Origin of the sequence: Acuticoccus yangtzensis (genome assembly GCF_001927245.1) — a bacterium.
Lineage (GTDB): Bacteria > Pseudomonadota > Alphaproteobacteria > Rhizobiales > Amorphaceae > Acuticoccus > Acuticoccus yangtzensis.
The window spans coordinates 143103-160955 of sequence record NZ_MJUX01000002.1 but is presented as its reverse complement, the minus strand read 5'-3'; the positions used below and the strand labels follow the sequence as shown (position 1 = coordinate 160955).

Sequence of the window (17853 nt, the reverse complement as noted above, 5' to 3'; positions counted from 1 at the left end):
CCTTGCCGCGCCGGTTGCTGGCGCGCGGGGCGAGGCGGGCTAAAGGATCTTCGCCTTGCGCAACAGGGCGAGCACGCCGAGCGCGATCACCAACAAGAGGCCGCTGAAGACCCAGAAGGCCAGGCGCGAATGCTCGCCGGGAATGCCGCCGACGTTGATGCCCATCAGCCCGGTGAGGAAGCCGAGCGGCAGGAACACGGCCGAGATGACAGAGACCACGTAGAGGTTGCGGTTCAGCCTCTCGGCCTGCGCGCTCTGCAACTCGTCGCGGATGGTGTGGAGACGCTCGCGCAGGGCGTCGAGGGATTCTGCCACGCGCACGAGCTGGTCGTGTTGCTCGGTCAGGATGTCCGCCTCGTCGGTGGCGAACAGTGGGATGTGGCAGAGCTGGCGCACGGCGTCGCGCTGTGGCGGGATGAAGCGGCGCAGCTCGGTCAGCTCGAGGCGCTGGTCGGCGACCTCCTTGCGCATCGCCTCGTCCGGCTCGGCGATGGTCGCGGCCTCCAGCCGGTCGACGCGCTCCTCGAGGTTGCTGGTGTGCTCCTCGATGCGGTCGGTGAGTTGCTCGACCAGCTCGGCCATCACGCCGGCGGGGCGCTCGGGTCCGCCGGAGGTGCGCACCATGGCGGCGACATCGGCCACCGTCTGGAGGCGCAGGCGGGACAGGGTCACGATGCGGTGCTCGTCCACCCAGATCCTCAGCGAAACCATGTCTTCCGGGTCCGCCCCGGCGTTGAAGTTGATGCCGCGCAGGATGACGAGAAGCCCGGCCCCGGTGCGATGCGTGCGCGGGCGCGTCTGCGGCTCCAGCATAGCCTCGCGCACCGCTTCGGGGAGATAAGTCAGGTGGGTGGCGATCCAGGCTTCGGTGTCGGGGTGGTCCGCGGAGAGGTGGATCCACACCGGCCGGTCCTTGGCGGCGAGCAGCGCGATCTCGGCCTCGTTGGTCACGTCGGTGCCCTTGTTGGACCCGCTGAGGAGGAGGGCGAAATGAATGTGGCTGTCCATCACCAGTCTCTCGTTCCCCTGATCGGCGTTGCCCGGTCGCTCGTTCCCGGCGCTTCAATCCCCGGTGTCTCGTTCATTTGTCGCCCTCGGACCGTCGTTCACCGGGGCAAAGGTGGAGCGGTCGCGGGGTTGCGCATAGCCGCTCGCGGGGAGCGCGCCAACTGGGCCAGGCGGCCGCGCCGTCACCCGTGGCTTGCGCGTGTGCGCGCCGATGCCGCGCCGAGCGGACGAAGCGGTTGCCCCAAAAGGGATGAAAAGGCATGGTGCAGTGCAGCGGCCACTGGGGGCCCGCTCCAGATTCGGCGAGCCGGAAGACCATGACCCCACCCGTGCCGGAGCGTCCGGCGCTGTTCCTCGACTTCGACGGCACGCTCGTTGACATCGCCGATCGTCCCGACGGAGTCGTCGTCGCGCCCTCCCTTCACACGCTGATCGAGCGGCTCGTCGCGCGCACGTCAGGCGCCGTCGCCGTCGTCTCCGGCCGGCAGATCCAGGACATCGACGGGTTCCTCGGGATTCCCATCGCCGCGGCCGGGATGCACGGATTGGAGCATCGCGCCGCGCCGGGCGACGAGGTTCATCATCAGCCCGCCCCGGCGGAGATGGAAACGCTGCGCGCCCGCATCGCCGCCTTCCCCTTCCTGGGCGACGGCGTGTCGATGGAGGACAAGGGCGCCGGTCTCGCAGTCCACTACCGCGCCAACCCGTCCCGCCAGCAGGACGTGATCGACGCGATGGAGAGGGCGACGGCGGATCTGACCGAGCTCCACCTCATCTGCGGGAAGATGGTGGTGGAGGCCAAGCGCCGCGGCTTCGACAAGGGCGCCGCCGTGCGCGCCTTCATGGCAAGCCCGCCTTTCGCGGGCCGCACCCCGATTTTCATCGGCGACGATGTGACGGACGAGGACGGGATCCGCGCGGCGGGCGCGCTGGGCGGTTTCGGAATCAAAGTGGGCGAGGGGGCGACCGACGCGCCGCACCGACTCGCCGACGTCGCCGCCGTCCATACTTGGCTCGCACATCTCGCAGGGGTTCCCGCTTGAGCACTCTCGCCCTCGGCATGATCGGCAATTGCTCGGTCCAAGCCCTCGTCGACGACGAAGCGAACATCGTCTGGTGGTGCCTCCCACGCCCCGATGGTGACCCGGTCTTCCACTCGCTGCTCGGCACCAACGGTCCTCCCGGCGACGGCCAATATTCGATCCAGATCGAGGATTATTCCCACTCCAAGCAGTGGTATATCGAGAACACAGCGATCCTGCGCACCCAGCTCGTCGCCAAGGACGGGTCGACGATCGAGATCGACGATTTCTGCCCCCGCTTCGCCTCGCGCGGGCGCACCTTCCGGCCGGCGCAGATCGTGCGGCGCGTTCGCCCCATCTCCGGCCGTCCGCGCGTCAAGGTGGTGCTGCGGCCGCGCTTCCATTGGGGCAAGGAACGGCCGCAGATCACGTCCGGCTCCAACCATGTGCGCTTCGTCGGCGACGGCATCGCCATCCGCCTGACGACGGACGCGCCGATCACCTATATCCGCGACGAATCCTTCTTCGTCCTGGAGCGCGAGCTGACGCTGTTCCTGGGGCCCGACGAGTCGCTTACCGCCTCTCCCGCCTCCATCGGCCGTGACTTCCAGGAGCAGACCGAAGCCTATTGGAAGCTGTGGACGCTACGCCTTGCCCTGCCGCTGGAATGGCAGGAGGCGGTGATCCGCGCGGCGATCACGCTGAAGCTCTGCACGTTCGAGGAAACCGGCGCCATCGTCGCCGCCGCCACCACCTCGATCCCGGAGCATGCCGGGTCCGAGCGCAACTGGGACTACCGCTATTGCTGGCTGCGTGACGCCTTCTTCGTCGTGCGCGCCCTCAACGCGCTCAGCGACATGCAGACGCTGGAGAACTACCTCGCCTGGATCCGCGACGTCATCGCGCTGACCAAGGGCGGGCACATCCAGCCCGTGTTCGGCATCGGTCTGGAGCAGGCGTTGATCGAGGAGGTCGCCGACCTTCCGGGCTACCGCGACATGGGGCCGGTGCGCGTCGGCAATCAGGCCTACGAGCATTATCAGCACGACGTCTACGGCAACATCGTGCTCGCCGCCGCCCAGGCCTTCTTCGACAAGCGGTTGATGCGCCAGGGCACGATGGAGGATTTCCGCCATCTCGAGGTGATCGGCGACCGCGCTTTCATGCTCCACAATGAGCCGGACGCCGGCATCTGGGAGCTGCGCACGCGCGCCCGCGTCCACACCTCGTCGTCGCTGATGTGCTGGGCCGCGCTCGACCGTCTCGCCAAGATTGCCAATTCGCTCGGCGTTTCGCCCAAGCATTGGCGTTCGCGGGCGGACGAGGTGCACAAGCGCATCTGCGAGGAGGCGTGGAACCCCAAGGTCGGCGCCTTCGTGGAAAGCTTCGGCGGCGAGGATCTCGATGCCTCGCTGCTGCTGATGGCCGAAGTGAATTTCATCGACCCGCTGGATCCGCGCTTCGTCGGCACGGTGGACCGGATCGGCGAGAAGCTTCGCCGCGGAGACCACCTCTACCGCTACCACGCCGCCGACGATTTCGGCCGGCCGGAAACCGCCTTCAACGTCTGCACCTTCTGGTACATCGACGCGCTGGGCCGGATGGAACGGCGCGAAGAAGCGCGCGAGATCTACGAGACAATGCTGGGCTGCCGCAACCATCTCGGCCTTCTGTCGGAAGATGTCGACCCCAACACAAACGAGCTTTGGGGCAATTTCCCGCAGACTTATTCAATGGTTGGCATTATTAACGGCGCCGTTCGTCTGTCGCGGCGCTGGGACAAGGTGGTGTAAGGGCGCGGACGAAAGTTGAAACCTTTTGGGTGTCATCTTCGGCGCGCCTCTGTATTATGACCCCGCGCTCGCCGACGGGCGCGCTCCTGGGGGATCGATCGATGATGTCTCGCCGCCTTTCGTGCGCGCTCGCCGCCGCCGTCACCGCAGCCTTGGGCCTCGCCGTGGCCGGACCCGTCTCGGCCGAGGATTTGTGTAAGGGCTTCGGACCGCAAACGCCGCGTGATATTTCGGTGCGGGACGGCATGAACACCACCGCCTGGGTGCCCGCGCCGGCGGCCGACAAGCTCAACCTGTGCAACATCCACACGCACACGAATGCCGAGCATCGCGGCCCCGGCTTCCAGGTCTTCAAAGGCAATGACGAACACGGCGGCTACGGCTGTAACGACGCCGACCAGTTGACCGAGGCGGAGCTCGCCCCGGTGGAACACCCGCACTTCGCCGGGGTGCAGCCGGGCGACACGATCGAGGTGCACTGGGTCTTCACCTCGTGCAGCGTCAATCCCGGCCCCGGGCTCGGATCCTGCCTGTCGCCGGCCTGCGCCAATCCCGAGCTGCGGGTCGAGGCGCAGGTCTTCCTCCTCGTCAACGACCCGGCGGCGCGCAACTTCAACGACTATGTCTATCGCGGCACCGCCGGGCGGCCCCATCCGCAGCCGATGGCGCTTCCGGCCGACACGGGCGAGCCGGTCGTCTTCGCCGGATCGACCACCGGTCCCTCCTACACCCAGGCGCTGTGCTCGCCCCTCCTGGTGACCTGGAGCGTGCGGCCGCAATGCGCCAAGCTCGACATTAATTCGCTGCACACCTGGGCGGCCGACGGCAACGTGTTCGACGAGCACCATTCGCACGGCGTGCGCCAGCTCGTCACCGCGACAGAGCTGTTGTCGCCGATCAATTGACGCCAGCACGCCGCGTCGTGCGGCACCCTGGCATCACCGCGCCGCATCGCCTAACGCGGCCGTGGAGCGGAGCGAATCCTCCCGCTGCGCCAAGGAATTGACGGCACATCGCCCGGTGTTTCGGAGGCGCGGCCGAGGTGCGCAAAATTTGGTCAGCCGCGCGCCGCAGCGGCAGAATCCGGAGGGAACGCCTTTTCAGCGGGCCCGCTTGCGGTACATATTCGGGCCCGACCACCGCGACCGAAAGGCCGATCCATGACCCGCATCGTCGTCGTGTCCAACCGCGTTGGACCGCTCTCTGACACCGGGCGGGCCGGCGGTCTGGCCGTCGCTCTGGTCGACGTGCTGCGCGAGCGCGGCGGCCTCTGGTTCGGCTGGTCCGGGTCGATCTCGGAGGAAGGCTCCTACGGTCCGCTGCGCCTCCACGAAGAAGGCAACGTCTCCACCGCCACCATCGACGTCACCCAGGCCGACTACGACGAATTCTACGCCGGTTTCGCCAACCGTGCGTTGTGGCCGACGATGCATTACCGGCTCGACCTGACCGACTTCGACAAGCGGCTCGAACAAGGCTACCGGCGCGTCAACGAGCGGTTCGCCCAGCGTCTCATCCCGCTCTTGAAGCCGGACGATATCGTCTGGGTGCATGACTACCACTTCTTCTTCCTCGGCGAGGAGTTGCGCAAAGCGGGGATGACCAACCCCATCGGCTTCTTCCTGCACATTCCCTTTCCCGTGCCGGAGGTGCTGACCGCGCTTCCCAACCACCGCCGCCTCGCCGAAGCGATGACGGCCTACGACCTCGTCGGATTCCAGACCCACAGCCACCTCGCCGCGTTCGAGCGATACTTGCTTCAGGAGGCGCAGGGGACGCGCAACAAGGACCGCTCCATCTCCGTGTTCGGCCGCACGGTGATGGCCGACGCCTTCCCCATCGGCATCGACGCCGGCGCCTTCGCCAACTTCTACAAGACGGACGAGGGGGCGGAGAATTTCGCCCTCATGCGCCGTGAGATCGATACGCAGAAGCAGATCGTCGGCGTCGATCGGATCGACTACTCGAAGGGCCTTCCCGAGCGGTTCGAGGCGTTCGAGCGCCTCTTGGAGATGTATCCCGAGCACAAGGGGGAGGTGACGATGCTGCAGATCGCGCCGCCCTCCCGCTCGGAGGTGCGCGCCTATCTGGAGATCCAGCGCGAGCTCGAGGGGCTGTCCGGCCGCATCAACGGGCGCTTCTCCGACCTCGATTGGACGCCGATCCACCTCATCAGCCGCTCCTTCCCGCGCCGCTCGCTGGCCGGTATCTACCGCGCCTCGTCGGTGGGCCTGGTGACGCCGTTGAGGGACGGGATGAACCTCGTCGCCAAGGAATATGTGGCGGCGCAGGACCCCGAGGATCCTGGCGTCCTCGTCCTCTCCCGCTTCGCCGGCGCCGCGGAGGAGATGCGCGAGGCGATCATCGTCAACCCCTACTCGATCGACGAGCTGGCGGAGGGGCTGCGCATCGCGATCCAGATGCCGCGCGAGGAGCGGATCGAGCGGTGGACGGCGCTGAACGCCAAGGTGACGACCAACACCGCGTCCGCCTGGTCGCGCCGGTTCCTGGACGATCTCATCTCGATCAACACCGTCTCCGCGAAGGAGGCGGACGCGGTGCCCGGCGGCTGAGCCCCGCTGGCCGCGCCCAACCGGTCGCGCGGCGCCGGGGCAATCCAGCCTTTCGCGCCCGGGGCGTTGGCGCGGCGCTCGCCCGCTCTATGTCGCCGTGCGTGAACGGCGACTTTTCCATGACTGACACACTCCTCTCCACGGGCGAGACCTGCTGGGCGGTCGAGACGGCGGAGCGGTTCTCCGTCATCGTCGACGCGGCGGACTATTATCGCTTCGCCAAGGCGGCGATGCTGAAGGCGAAACACCGCGTCTTCCTCATCGGCTGGGACTTCGACGCGCGGATCGAGCTCGAGCCCGAGGAGACCACCGTGGAGGGCCCCAACCGCGTCGGCCGCTTCATGGAGTGGCTGGCGCAGGAACGCCCCGACCTCGACGTGCGGATCCTCAAATGGGACATCGGCGTCCTGCGCTCGCTGGGGCGGGGGGAGACGCCGGCCTTCGTCCTCCACTGGCTGATGCCGAAGGGAATCGATTTCCGCCTCGACAGCGCGCACCCGACCACCTCGGCGCACCACATGAAGATCCTCATCGTCGACGATCAGCTCGCCTTCTGCGGCGGCATCGACATGACGATGGGACGCTGGGACACCCGCTCCCACGAGGAGGGGCGACCGGGACGACACTCGCCGCGCGGTACGCCTCTGCCGCCGTGGCACGACGTGACCACCTGCGTGACGGGCGATGCGGCGCTGGGCCTGGCGCGCCTCGCCGCGTTGCGCTGGAACTGGGCCACGGGGGAGGAGCTGGCGCCGGTGCCGCCGGTCGAGGACGGGCCGCACGCCTATTGGCCGGACGGTCTTCTCGTCGACTTCGAGAACGTGGACGTGGGCATCGCGCGCACGCTGCCGCGCTACGAGGGCCGCGAGCACATCAACGAGATCCTGGCCGCCTTCTACGCGCTGATCCGGGCGGCGAAGGATGTCCTCTACATCGAGAGCCAGTATCTCGCCTCGCGGCGCATCTGCGAAGTGCTGATCGACCGCCTGTCCGAGCCGGACGGGCCGGAAATCGTGGTGATCAACCCGCAGACGGCGGACGGTTGGCTTGAGGCGAAGGCGATGGACACGGCGCGGGTGCGCATGATCCGCCTGCTGCGTGAGGCGGACGTCTACCACCGCTTCCGCATCTACTATCCGGTGAACGAAGCGGGACGGCCGATCTATGTCCACGCGAAGATCATGTTCGCCGACGACCGGGCCCTGAAGGTCGGCTCGGCCAACATCAACAATCGCTCGATGGGTTACGATTCGGAGTGCGATCTCGTCGTGGACGCGGGGGAGGATCGGGACGGCAGGGCGCGCGTCGCGCGGATCCGCAACGGGTTGATCGCCGAGCATCTGGGCTGCACGCCGGAGGAGGTGGCGGAGACGTTGGCGGCGAAGGGCGGTTCGCTGATCGCCACCATCGATGCGCTCAATTCCACGGGCCGCAAGCACCTGATGCCCTTGATGGCGCGCGAGATGACCTTGGCGGAGGAGCTCTTCGCGGAGTCGGACGCGGCCGACCCCTTGCGCCCTGTGGGCCTGCGCCGCGTTGTGCGCAGCCTCCTGCGCCGCGCACCGTCGCGCCGGATCCACCAGATGCGCGCCGCCCGCCGCAATCGGCTCGAGGCGCGCGGACGGATCCCCAGCCGCGACGGCTAGACCGTGCTCTATGGATCCGGCGCGCTAGCCGGCGGTGCGCGTCACAGCCGCCGCAGCAGCAACGGCAGAACGGCGATGAGCAGCAGCAGCCGGTAGATGTGGTGGGTGGCGACGTAGACCGGGTCGTAGCCGAGGGCGAGGGCCATCGCGCCCATCCCCTCCACGCCGCCGGGCGCATAGGAAACCCAGACCTGGCCGAACGGCAGGCCCAGCGCGTGGGCCATGACGAGGCTGACCGCGCCGGACAGGCTGACCGCGACCGTCGTCGTAACCGCCCCCGCCACGAGCAGGGCGCGCAGAGCCGCACCGGTGATCTTGTCGAACCGGGTGCCGATGACGGCGCCTGCGAGCGCGAAGCCGATGAAGGTGAGGGCCGTCGACGGTCGCCCCTCGATGATGCCGAGCCCGTGGCCGAGACCGCTGACCGCAACGCCGGCCAGCAGAAAAGCCGCCGGCACCTTCAATTTGCCGAAGCCGATGCCGACCGCGAAGGAGATGGCGATGAGGACGACGCTCGGCAGGAGCGGCAAGGGGCCGTGAACCGCAATGGCGGCGTGCGGGATGCCCGAAGAGGCGTCGATCAGCGCGATCGCAGGCGGCAGCAGGATCGTGATGAGGAGAAGGCGCAGGCTCTGCAGCGCCATCACGGTCGGCATGTCCGGTTTGGCGTGGCCCGACGCGGTGGCGAGCGACAAGGCGTAGGACATGGCGCCGGGCGACGTGGCGAGGATGGTGGTCGCCTTGTCGAACTTGTAGACGCGGCGCAACAGGGCACCGGAGATCGCCATCACCAGCATGATGGTGACGGTCAGCGCGGCGAGGCTGACGGGAAAACGCGCGAGGTCCGAAAGCAGATGCGGCGAGACGCCCGATCCGAGCGTCACGCCGATGGTGGCGAAGCCTGTGTCGCGAAGCGGCTGGGGAACGCGCGGGCCGAGGCGCAGGAGAGCGACGGCGGTGACCGCGAGGGTGGACCCCATCAGCGCCCCGGCGGGGATGCCGAGCGCGACGAAGAGCGCCGCCCCGGCGAGGGCCGGGGCAAGCGCGACGAAGACGGACCGCATGGCTCAGGGCCGGATGACGGGGGTGTCACCCTCGGCGAGAAGGGCGCGGCGCTTGCTGCGACGCGCGGCGAGAATGGGCAGGATCACCACCACGGCGGCGAGAAGATAGAGCACGACCGAGTTCCACGAGTTGAGCAGGATCGACCAGTCGCCGCCCGAGATGGACAGGGCGCGGCGCAGGTTGTCCTCGAACAGGGAGCCGAGAACGAAGCCGAGAATCACCGGCGCCAGGCTGAAGTCAAGTTTGCGCATGATCCAGCCGAACACGCCGAGCGCGGTGATCATGTAGAGGTCGTGCGGATTGGAGACGACCGAGTAGACGCCGATGAAGGCGAGAACGCCGATCATGGGGGTCAGGAACTGCTGCGGGATCGTCAGCATTCGCGCGAACAGGCCCACCAGCGGCAGGTTGATGATGAGGAGCGCCACGTTGCCGATGTACATGGAGGCGATGAGGCCCCAGGCGATCTCGGGCCGGGTCTGGAACATCAGCGGGCCGGGCTGCACGTTGAAGAGGAGCAGCGCGCCGAGGAGGATGGCCGTGGTGCCGGAGCCCGGAATGCCGAGCGTCAGCATCGGCACCATGGCCCCGCCGGCGGCGGCGTTGTTGGCCGCTTCCGGGGCGGCGAGGCCGCGCACGTCGCCGGTGCCGAAGGTGTGGCTGTCCTTCGCCACGCGCTTCTCGGTGCCGTAGGCGACGGCGGAGGCGACCGACGCACCGGTGCCGGGCAGGATGCCGATGAAGAAACCGATCATCGAGGACCGCAGGATCGTCCACTTGGTGCGCGCCAGGTCGCCCATGGTGACGAAGGACTTGTCGATCTTCAGCGCCTTCAGCGTGCCGGTCGCCTGATGCTCCACCAGGGTGATGAGCTCGGCCATGCCGAAGAGGCCGATGACGACGACGAGGAAGTCGATGCCGGCGAGGATGTCGGGGATGCCGAAGGTGTAGCGCTCCACGCCGGTGTTGGCGTCGATGCCGATGGAGGCGAGCATCAGGCCGATGACGGCGCCGAACAGCGTCTTCACCGGGTTGGAGCCCACGAGAGACGCGAGCGAGGCGAAGGCGAAGACCATCAGCGCCACGTAGTCGGACGGCGAGAAGGTGACCGCGTAGGAGGCGAGGGCGGGACCGAACATCGACATGAGGACGACGGCGAAGGTGCCGCCGATGAAGGAGGCGATGGCGGAAAGCGACAGGGCGCGCCCGGCCTCGCCACGCTTGGCCATGGGGTTGCCGTCGAGCGTGGTCATCACCGCGCCAGCGTCGCCGGGCACGTTGAGGAGGATGGAGGAGATCCGTCCGCCATATTCGGCGCCGTAGTAGATGCCGGCGAGGAGGATGATGGCCGATTCCGGCGGCAGGCCGAAGCCGTAGGCGATCGGCAGCAGGATCGCCACGCCGTTGATGGGGCCGATGCCGGGCAGTGCGCCGATCAGCGTGCCGGCGAAGCAGCCGGCGAGGACGAGGAAGAGGTTGAGCGGGTCGAGGGCGGTGGCGAAGCCCTGGCCGAGGCCGGTGAGAATGGCGTCCATGTTCGCCTCTTAGAGATACGCGGCGAACACGCCGGCGGGAAGGTTGAGTTCCAGGATGCGCGTGCAGAGGAAGAAGCCGACGACGCCGGTCGAAGCCCCGAAGGCGAGGGCGGGCAGGATGCGCGAGCCGAGCATCACCGACAGCAGCGTGCAGAAGGCGAATGTGGCGAGGATGAAGCCGGCCGGCTGGAACAGGTAGGCGTAGCCGAAGAGCAGCACGACGAGCACGGCGAGGCGCGCCCAGGTGGGGAGCGCGAGGCCGAAGCGGGCGACATCCGGCTTCGCGACGAGATAGCCGGCGCACAGGATGGCGGCGATGCCGAGGAGTTGCGGCCACGATTCGGGGCCGAGAGGGTCGTATTGGAACGGCGCCTTGATCGCGGTGAAGGCGATGTAGGTGTAGCCGATCGCGACCAGGAGAAGGACGCCGGCAAAGAGCCTGTCGACCATGGTGGTGCCTTAAGGTGCGAGGCGTGCCGGGCACGCGTGAGTTCGTGGAGCGGGCCCGTGACGCGGGACGGGCGGGCGAACTGCGTTGAGGGGGCGCCGAGCGCGGCGCGCGAAAGGGGCCCCAGGGCACCGGGGGAGCTGGCCCTGGGGCAGTTGAGGAGCCGCTGCCGGGAGACGCCGGCGGCAGCTCCGCCCATGCCCGGCCGAAGCCGGGCGAAGGTTCAGCGTCCGGCCGAAGCCGGGCGAAGGTTCAGCGTCCGGCCGAAGCTGGGCGAAGGTTCAGCGTCCGGCCGAAGCCGGGCGGAGGATCAGCGTCCGGCCGAAGCCGGGCGGAGGATCAGCGGCCGGCCGAAGCCGGGTGGAGGGCCGGCCCTGCGCGAGTGGCCGTCGAGGGGCGACGGCGGCGAAGGAGCCTCGCCGGGTAGGGAGGTGCCCGGTTGCAGGCCCCCCGCCGCTGGGTCGTCTTACTGGATGAGGCCGGCTTCCTTGGCGATGGTGCGCATCCGCTCCACGCGCTTCAGCATCTCGGCCTGCATCTCCTCACCGGCGAGCGCGACGGGCTGGAGACCCTGATCGGTCACGGTCTTGTTCCAGGCGTCCGTGCCATAGGCGGCCTCGAAGGCGTCGACCCAAGCCTTGTAGGCCTCGTCGGACACGTTCTTGCCCATGTAGTAGCCGCGGATGATCGGCCACACGGCGTCGGCATAGCCGAGTTCGACGGTGGTCGGCGTGTCGGCGAAGGGGGCGGGCAGACGCTCGTCGTTCATCACCGCCAGAACGCGGATGTTGCCGGCTTCCATCATCGAAACGATCTCGCCGACGTCGCCGGTATAGACCTGAATGGAGCCGCCGAGGAGGCCGGCCATGGCGTCGCCGCCGCCGTCGAAGGCGACGTAGCGCATCTGGCGCGGGTCGATGCCTTCCGAGCGCACGAGCAGGGCGGCCTTCATCCAGTCCTGCGAGCCGACGGAGCCGCCCGCACCCAGCACCACGCCGGTCGGGTTCTCCTTCAGCGCGGCGAGCACGTCGTCCAGCGTCTCGAACGGGGAGTCGGCCTTGACGATGATGGCGCCGTAATCCTGGCCGGCGGTGGCGGTGAACTTCACGTCGTCCTCGTTCCACTGGCCATATTTGCCGATGGCCATGTTGAGGAGCGAGCCGGAGGAGAAGGCGACGATGGCGTTAGGATCGTCGGTGCGGTTGGTGTTGAACTGGTTGATGGCAACCGCGCCGATGCCGCCGGGCATGAAGGTGACCTGCACCGGGTTGGCGAGCTGATCCTTCAGCCCGGACTGGGCGATGCGGCAGGTGAGGTCGAAGCCGCCGCCGGGCTTGGCCGGGGCGACGCACTCCGGCCGGGCGATGTCCTCGGCCAGAGCCGAGCCGCCGAGGAGCGCCGACAGGATCGCCGCGGAGGCGATGGTGGCAAATCGCATGATGATTCCTTCCCAATGGTTCCGCGGAACCGAAGCGTTTCTTGAGGATCGGAGCGGCGGGCGGGGATCCGCTGCCAGGCCAGTCGCCGATGCATCGCAGCTATGAATATCTGACAGGGCTGACACGACTTTGACCGCTACCTGACCCGAAGCTGACAGGCCGGGCTCAAGGCGGCCGAAGCTGCCTAAATTATGTGCAGTGGTCGGTTAGGCCGATGCCACGGGCGCCGCGTCAGCGCTGGGTGCGACACGGCCGACAGGCGGCGCCACGCGCGCAGGGTCTGTCGGCGACCAGCGCACCGGCGACGCAGCAGCGGGCCGGGCCAACACCGATTTGCGATTGACCGGCATCGGCGCATTGTGCAGGGGCTGATGGGCGGCGTTCCGGCGCCTCGCCCAAGCCGTGGCGCGGGCGGCGAAGCGGAGCGGCGCGCGGGGACCTCTCACATGCGTATTCTTCTGGTGGAAGATACCGCCGAACTCGCCTCCGCGATCCGCGAACGCCTCACCGCGGAAGGCCATGCGGTCGATGTGGAGCACGACGGCACCAGCGCCGATCAGCTCCTGTCCCACGCCGTGTTCGACCTCGTGATCCTCGACGTCCACCTGCCCGGCCTCTCCGGGTTCGACGTGCTGTCGCGCCTGCGGGCCCGCGCCAACACCACGCCGGTGCTGATCCTCACCGCCCGTTCGCAGGTTGACGACCGCGTCACCGGGCTCGACGTCGGCGCCGACGACTACATGGTCAAGCCTGTCGACTTCCGCGAGCTGGCGGCGCGTTGCCGGGCGATCGTGCGGCGACGCTCGGGCGCGGCGTCGAACCGCTTCCAGGCGGGCGGCTTCGTGTTCGACCGCTCCGCCCGCCGCGCCAGCATCGACGACCGGGACCTGGAGCTGCGCCCGCGCGAGGTGCAGGCGCTGGAGCTGTTCCTCGCCAACCTCGACAGGGTGATGACCAAGGAGGAGGTGGCGGACCGCATCTACACCTTCGACGAGGCGCCGAGCCTCAACGCCGTGGAGCAGACGTTGACGCGCCTGCGCCGCAAGCTGACCGACACGCCGCTCAACATCCGCACCATTCGCGGGCTCGGCTACATCGCCAGCGTGACGGATGGCTGAGCCGCGCCCCGGCGGAGGCGCGGACGGCGGCGGCGCGGCGGCGACCGTAACGCGGCCGCACGGTACGCGCAGCGGGCGGCCCTACTCGCTGAAGCGGCGGCTGGCGGCGGGCGCCTCCGGCCTCTTCGCGGTCATCGTCGCGCTGCTGTCGATCGGCCTCTGGCGCTATTCGCAGGCCGCCGCGGACCGCACCTACGACCTCATCCTGACGGGCGCCGCCATCGCCATCCAGGAGCGCATCGCCCTGACCCCCGCGGGGCTGGAGATCGACGTGCCGGTCTCCGCATTCGAGATCCTGGCCCTCGCGCCGGACGACCGCGTCTTCTACCGCATCGCCGACGAAACGGGCGTGACGCTGACCGGCGATGACGGTCTGCCCGGTCTTACCCCGCCGCCAGAAGCCGGGGCGCGCGACGGCATTCGCCTCACCGCCGCGCGGTTCGGCGGCGAGCCGCTGCGCCTCGCCGTCTCGTGGCTCGACCTGCCGGATGCGAGCCGGGTGACGCGCATCGGCATCGCCGTCGGCCAGACCACGCTGGCGCGGCGGGACATGCGCAACGACCTCTTCCTCAAAGGCCTCATTCCGCTGGCGGCGGTGGCGGTCGCCGGCCTCTTCGCGGTGCGCACCGGGGTGGCGCTTGCCATCCGCCCGCTGGTCGACATCGAGCGGGACATTCGCCGCCGCGCGCCGAGCGACCTGTCGCCGCTGACCATCGCCCCGCCGCGCGAGTCGGACGCGCTCGTCGGCGCCATCAACGACTTCATGCGCCGCCTGGGCGCCAGCCGCGACAATGCGCAGAGCTTCATCGCCGACGTGGCGCACCAGCTGCGTACCTCCCTGTTCGGTGTCGAGAGCACATTGGAGCCGACCGCCGCCATGCCGCCGGAAGAGCAGCTCGCCAAGGGGCGCGAGAGGGTGCGGCGGACGATCCACCTCACCAATCAGCTCTTGTCCCACGCCATGGTGATCCACCGTGCCGACAACCCGGAGGAGACGGAGGTGGATCTCGCCGCCCTGTTCCGCCGCACGCTGGAGGACACGTTGCGCGACGGCGTGCCCGACACCATCGCCCTCGGCGTCGAGGTCGAGCCGGGGGCGGACGGGGCGCGGGTGATCGGCGACCCCGTGGCGCTGCGCGAGGCGCTGAAGAACCTGATCGACAACGCGATCCGCCATGGCCCGGCCGACAATACGATCGAGCTGCGCCTCGCCGCGTCACAGATCGGCGGGCGTGCGGCGGTGGACCTCGTCGTGGCGGACCGCGGCCCCGGCATCGCCGAGGTGGACAAGGCCGCGGTGCTGCAGCGCTTCGTGACACGCGACGACCGCGGCGGCTCGGGTCTCGGCCTGGCGATCGCCGCCGCGGTGGCGGAGGGGCACAAGGGCCGCCTTCTCCTGCGCGATGCGGCAGAGGGCGGGCTGGAGGCGGTTCTCGTCCTGCCGCGGGCGGTGCAGCGCGGCCGGAGCCCTTCACAGGAGCAGGGCCGGAGCCCGTCGCCGGAGCGGGGCCGGATCCCGCCGGGCGCTGCGGGGCGCGGCTGATGCGCTCGCGGCTCGCCGGCCTCCTTGCGGCGCCCGGCCTCATTCTGGCGCTCTGCCTCGTCCTTGCCGGCTGCACGGAGGAGGAGCCGCAGCTTCTGCGCATCTGGAGCGCGACCGACGTCGGCGCCTTGCGGGGGACGCTCGACGCCTTCGCCCGCGCCAACCCGGACATCCACGTCGAATACACCGAGTTCAACACCAGCGAGCTGGCGCTGGCCGTGCGCGATGCGGCGCGGGCGCCGGAACGGGCCATCCGGCCCGACGTCGTCATATCGTCCGCAGCGGACCTTCAGGTCGACCTCGTCAATGACGGCCTCGCCCGCCGGCTCGACATCGGCGCCGCCGGGCCGGATTGGGCCAATTGGCGCGGCGAGCTGTTCGGGTTCACCGCCGAGCCGGTGGCGATGATCTACAACGTCGACGCCTTCGCCGACCGCAGCTTGCCGCGCAGCCGTTCCGAGCTCGCCTCGATGATCCGCGACGCGCCGGAGATCTACGACCGTCGTGTCGGCACCTACGATATCGAGCGGTCGGGCGTCGGCTACATGTTCGCCACGCAGGATGCCGCGCGCGGCTACCAATCCACCCGCCTGGTCGAGACGCTGGGGCGGGCAGGCGCGCGGACCTTCTGCTGCACCAACCTGATGATCGAAGAGGTGGCGTCCGGCCGGATGATGCTGGCCTACAACGTGATCGGCTCCTACGCGCTCGCGGCGGCGGAGGGCGACCCGCGCTTCGCCGTCCACTTTCTCAGCGACTACACGCTCGTTTTCGCCCGATCGGCGTTCGTGCCCGTCTGGGCGGCGGCGCCGGATGCGGCCGAGCGCTTCGTCGCCTACCTCGTCTCCGATGAAGGTCAGGCGGCGATCGAGGCGGGCGGTCAGCTTCTTCCGCTGGCCGCCGCGGCGGGCGATGCCGAGGCGAAGGCGTCGCGCATGCCCGTGCGCCTGGGACCGGGCCTTCTCACATTCCTGGACCAGTTGAAGAAGGCGCGCTTTCTGCACGAGTGGCGCCTGTCCTTCATGGTGCAGGCGCCCTGAAGGCGGCGGCGAGGCGGAAGCCCCGCCGGCTTCGATCCGCCGCCGATCCGCCGCGGTGGCGCGCGAGAAGCGGCGCCGCGGACGGCGGGTGCGCGGCGATCAGTCGAGGGCGTTGATGATGACGAAGAGCGCGGCCGACAGCAGCGCCGTCGCGGGAACCGTGATGACCCAGGCGGCGAAGATGGTGAGCACGTGGGAGCGGCGCACGAGGCGGCGCCGCCGGCGCTCTTCGGCCGGCTGGCGCTTGGACTTCTTCTCCCCGTCCCCCTCTTTCGGCGCCTTGTCCTTGGCGCGGCGCTCCTCCGCCCACTCGCGGTAGAAGCCGACGCCGAAGACGCCGCCCACGGCGATATGCGTCGTGCTGACGGGGATGCCGAGGCCGGACGCGGTGATCACCGTGATCGCCGTCGCCAGGGCGATGCAGAAGCCGCGCACCGGGTTCAGCTTGGTGATCTCCTCGCCCACCATGCGGATCAGCCGTGGCCCGAACAGGAAGAGGCCCAGTGAGATGCCCGCAGCGCCGAGGATCAGCACCCAGAAGGGCAGTGCCACATCGGCGCTGACGTTGCCGGCCATGGCCACCTGCACGATGGCCGCCAGCGGGCCGACCGCGTTGGCGACATCGTTGGCCCCGTGGGCGAAGGACAGGAGTGCGGCGGCGATGATCAGCGGCAGGCCGAACAGTGTCTTCAGCGCGCGCTTGCGGTTCTCCAGCCCCGCCGCGCGCCGGCGCACCAACGGCACGCTGGCGAGCGCGGCGGCAAGCCCTGCGGCCACGCCGGCCGAAGCGGCGGCGAGGAAGGAGATGGGAACCACCCGCGGCAGGCCGCGCAGCGCGATGTAGGTGGTGAAGGCGCCGGCCATCAGCCCGACCGAGGCCGGCACCCAGACCCGCGCGGCGGCGATGATGTCGTCTTTGCGCACGATGCGCCATTCCAGGAAGGCGAGGATGAGTGCGGCGACGGCGCCGCCGGCCAGCGGCGAGACCATCCAGCTTGCGGCGATGGCGCCGAGCATGGGCCAGTTGATGGCCGACGCGCCGGCCGCGACCAGGCCAGCGCCCAGGACGCCGCCGACCACCGAATGCGTGGTGGACACCGGCGCACCGAGGAAGGTGGCGATGTTCACCCACACCGCCGATGAGACGAGGCCGGCCATCATGGCGATGATGAAGAGACGCGGCGAGGCCACGCTGTCCGGGGCGATGATGCCTTCGGCGAGTGTGCCGACCACGTCGCCCCCGGCCAGCAGCGCGCCCGCCGTCTCCGAGACGGCGGCGAGGACGAGTGCCCCGCCCATCGTCATCACCCGCGCTCCGACCGCCGGGCCCATGTTGTTGGCCACGTCGTTGGCGCCGATATTGAGGCCCATATAGGCGGACATCGCCGCCGCCACGACGATCAGAAGCGGAGTATGGGTGAGGCCGCTGAAGAGCGACGCGATGGCCGCCGCGAGGGCGATGAAGGCGAAGGCGATGGCCGGGGCGACGAGCGGCCGGCCCACCGTCTGCGCGGCGAATTCGACCGAGCCGATGCGGCCGAGATCCTTGTCTAGGTCCTTGAAGGGCGTTCGGGAATCGTCTGAGGGCAAGGCGTCTATTGCCAGAAGCGTGAGGTCGCGGGG

Annotated in this window: 14 protein-coding genes; 8 read left to right on the top strand and 6 right to left on the bottom strand. The window is 69.2% G+C overall.

The features are described 5' to 3' along the window. Nucleotides 1-39: 39 nt before the first annotated feature. Nucleotides 40-1008 carry a zinc transporter ZntB gene (locus BIX52_RS06950; protein ID WP_075220327.1) on the bottom strand — a complete coding sequence of 323 codons (969 nt, stop codon included), beginning with the start codon at nucleotides 1006-1008 and terminating at the stop codon, nucleotides 40-42. A gap of 317 nt (nucleotides 1009-1325) precedes the next feature. Between BIX52_RS06950 and otsB the strand changes: the two genes are divergently transcribed. The 5 genes from otsB to BIX52_RS06925 all read left to right on the top strand — a co-directional run bounded on the left by otsB (nucleotide 1326) and on the right by BIX52_RS06925 (nucleotide 8042). After that, entirely contained in the window at nucleotides 1326-2051 is a 726-nt protein-coding gene (otsB, locus tag BIX52_RS06945) for a trehalose-phosphatase (protein WP_075220326.1), read from the top strand. After that, complete coding sequence (locus BIX52_RS06940; RefSeq protein ID WP_208990458.1) at nucleotides 2048-3823, top strand: glycoside hydrolase family 15 protein; 1776 nt, start codon at nucleotides 2048-2050, stop codon at nucleotides 3821-3823. Before otsB ends, BIX52_RS06940 begins: the two co-directional genes overlap by 4 nt. Nucleotides 3824-3924: 101 nt before the next feature. Then, nucleotides 3925-4728, top strand: coding sequence for a delta-class carbonic anhydrase (locus BIX52_RS06935; protein WP_083660087.1), 804 nt, complete (start codon nucleotides 3925-3927; stop codon nucleotides 4726-4728). Between the two features lie 255 nt (nucleotides 4729-4983). Continuing rightward, nucleotides 4984-6396 carry an alpha,alpha-trehalose-phosphate synthase (UDP-forming) gene (locus tag BIX52_RS06930; protein WP_075220324.1) on the top strand — a complete coding sequence of 471 codons (1413 nt, stop codon included), beginning with the start codon at nucleotides 4984-4986 and terminating at the stop codon, nucleotides 6394-6396. A gap of 119 nt (nucleotides 6397-6515) precedes the next feature. Then, the gene (locus BIX52_RS06925; protein WP_075220743.1) at nucleotides 6516-8042 is read left to right on the top strand and encodes a phospholipase D-like domain-containing protein; all 1527 of its coding nucleotides are present in this window, start codon (nucleotides 6516-6518) and stop codon (nucleotides 8040-8042) included. A gap of 41 nt (nucleotides 8043-8083) precedes the next feature. Here BIX52_RS06925 and BIX52_RS06920 read toward each other — a convergent pair whose 3' ends face one another. The 4 genes from BIX52_RS06920 to BIX52_RS06905 form a co-directional block, all read right to left on the bottom strand. Next, nucleotides 8084-9106 (bottom strand): AbrB family transcriptional regulator, encoded by a 1023-nt coding sequence (locus BIX52_RS06920; RefSeq protein ID WP_075220323.1) that lies wholly within the window; start codon nucleotides 9104-9106, stop codon nucleotides 8084-8086. A gap of 3 nt (nucleotides 9107-9109) precedes the next feature. Next, nucleotides 9110-10642, bottom strand: a complete 1533-nt coding sequence (locus BIX52_RS06915) for a tripartite tricarboxylate transporter permease (protein WP_075220322.1) — start codon at nucleotides 10640-10642, stop codon at nucleotides 9110-9112. A gap of 9 nt (nucleotides 10643-10651) precedes the next feature. After that, nucleotides 10652-11092 (bottom strand): tripartite tricarboxylate transporter TctB family protein, encoded by a 441-nt coding sequence (locus tag BIX52_RS06910; RefSeq protein ID WP_075220321.1) that lies wholly within the window; start codon nucleotides 11090-11092, stop codon nucleotides 10652-10654. Nucleotides 11093-11556: 464 nt separating this feature from the next. Next, complete coding sequence (locus BIX52_RS06905; protein WP_075220320.1) at nucleotides 11557-12528, bottom strand: Bug family tripartite tricarboxylate transporter substrate binding protein; 972 nt, start codon at nucleotides 12526-12528, stop codon at nucleotides 11557-11559. Between the two features lie 447 nt (nucleotides 12529-12975). Between BIX52_RS06905 and BIX52_RS06900 the strand changes: the two genes are divergently transcribed. The 3 genes from BIX52_RS06900 to BIX52_RS06890 are packed head-to-tail and all read left to right on the top strand — an operon-like array spanning nucleotide 12976 to nucleotide 16230. Beyond that, the gene (locus tag BIX52_RS06900) at nucleotides 12976-13647 is read left to right on the top strand and encodes a response regulator transcription factor (protein ID WP_075220319.1); all 672 of its coding nucleotides are present in this window, start codon (nucleotides 12976-12978) and stop codon (nucleotides 13645-13647) included. Then, nucleotides 13640-15190: a sensor histidine kinase gene (locus BIX52_RS06895; protein WP_075220318.1), complete on the top strand. Its 1551-nt coding sequence runs from the start codon at nucleotides 13640-13642 to the stop codon at nucleotides 15188-15190. Before BIX52_RS06900 ends, BIX52_RS06895 begins: the two co-directional genes overlap by 8 nt. After that, on the top strand, nucleotides 15190-16230 hold the full coding sequence (locus BIX52_RS06890; protein WP_083660086.1) for an ABC transporter substrate-binding protein: 1041 nt from the start codon (nucleotides 15190-15192) through the stop codon (nucleotides 16228-16230). Before BIX52_RS06895 ends, BIX52_RS06890 begins: the two co-directional genes overlap by 1 nt. Before the next feature lie 99 nt (nucleotides 16231-16329). Here BIX52_RS06890 and BIX52_RS06885 read toward each other — a convergent pair whose 3' ends face one another. Continuing rightward, nucleotides 16330-17820 carry an inorganic phosphate transporter gene (locus BIX52_RS06885; RefSeq protein WP_075220317.1) on the bottom strand — a complete coding sequence of 497 codons (1491 nt, stop codon included), beginning with the start codon at nucleotides 17818-17820 and terminating at the stop codon, nucleotides 16330-16332. Nucleotides 17821-17853 lie beyond the last annotated feature (33 nt).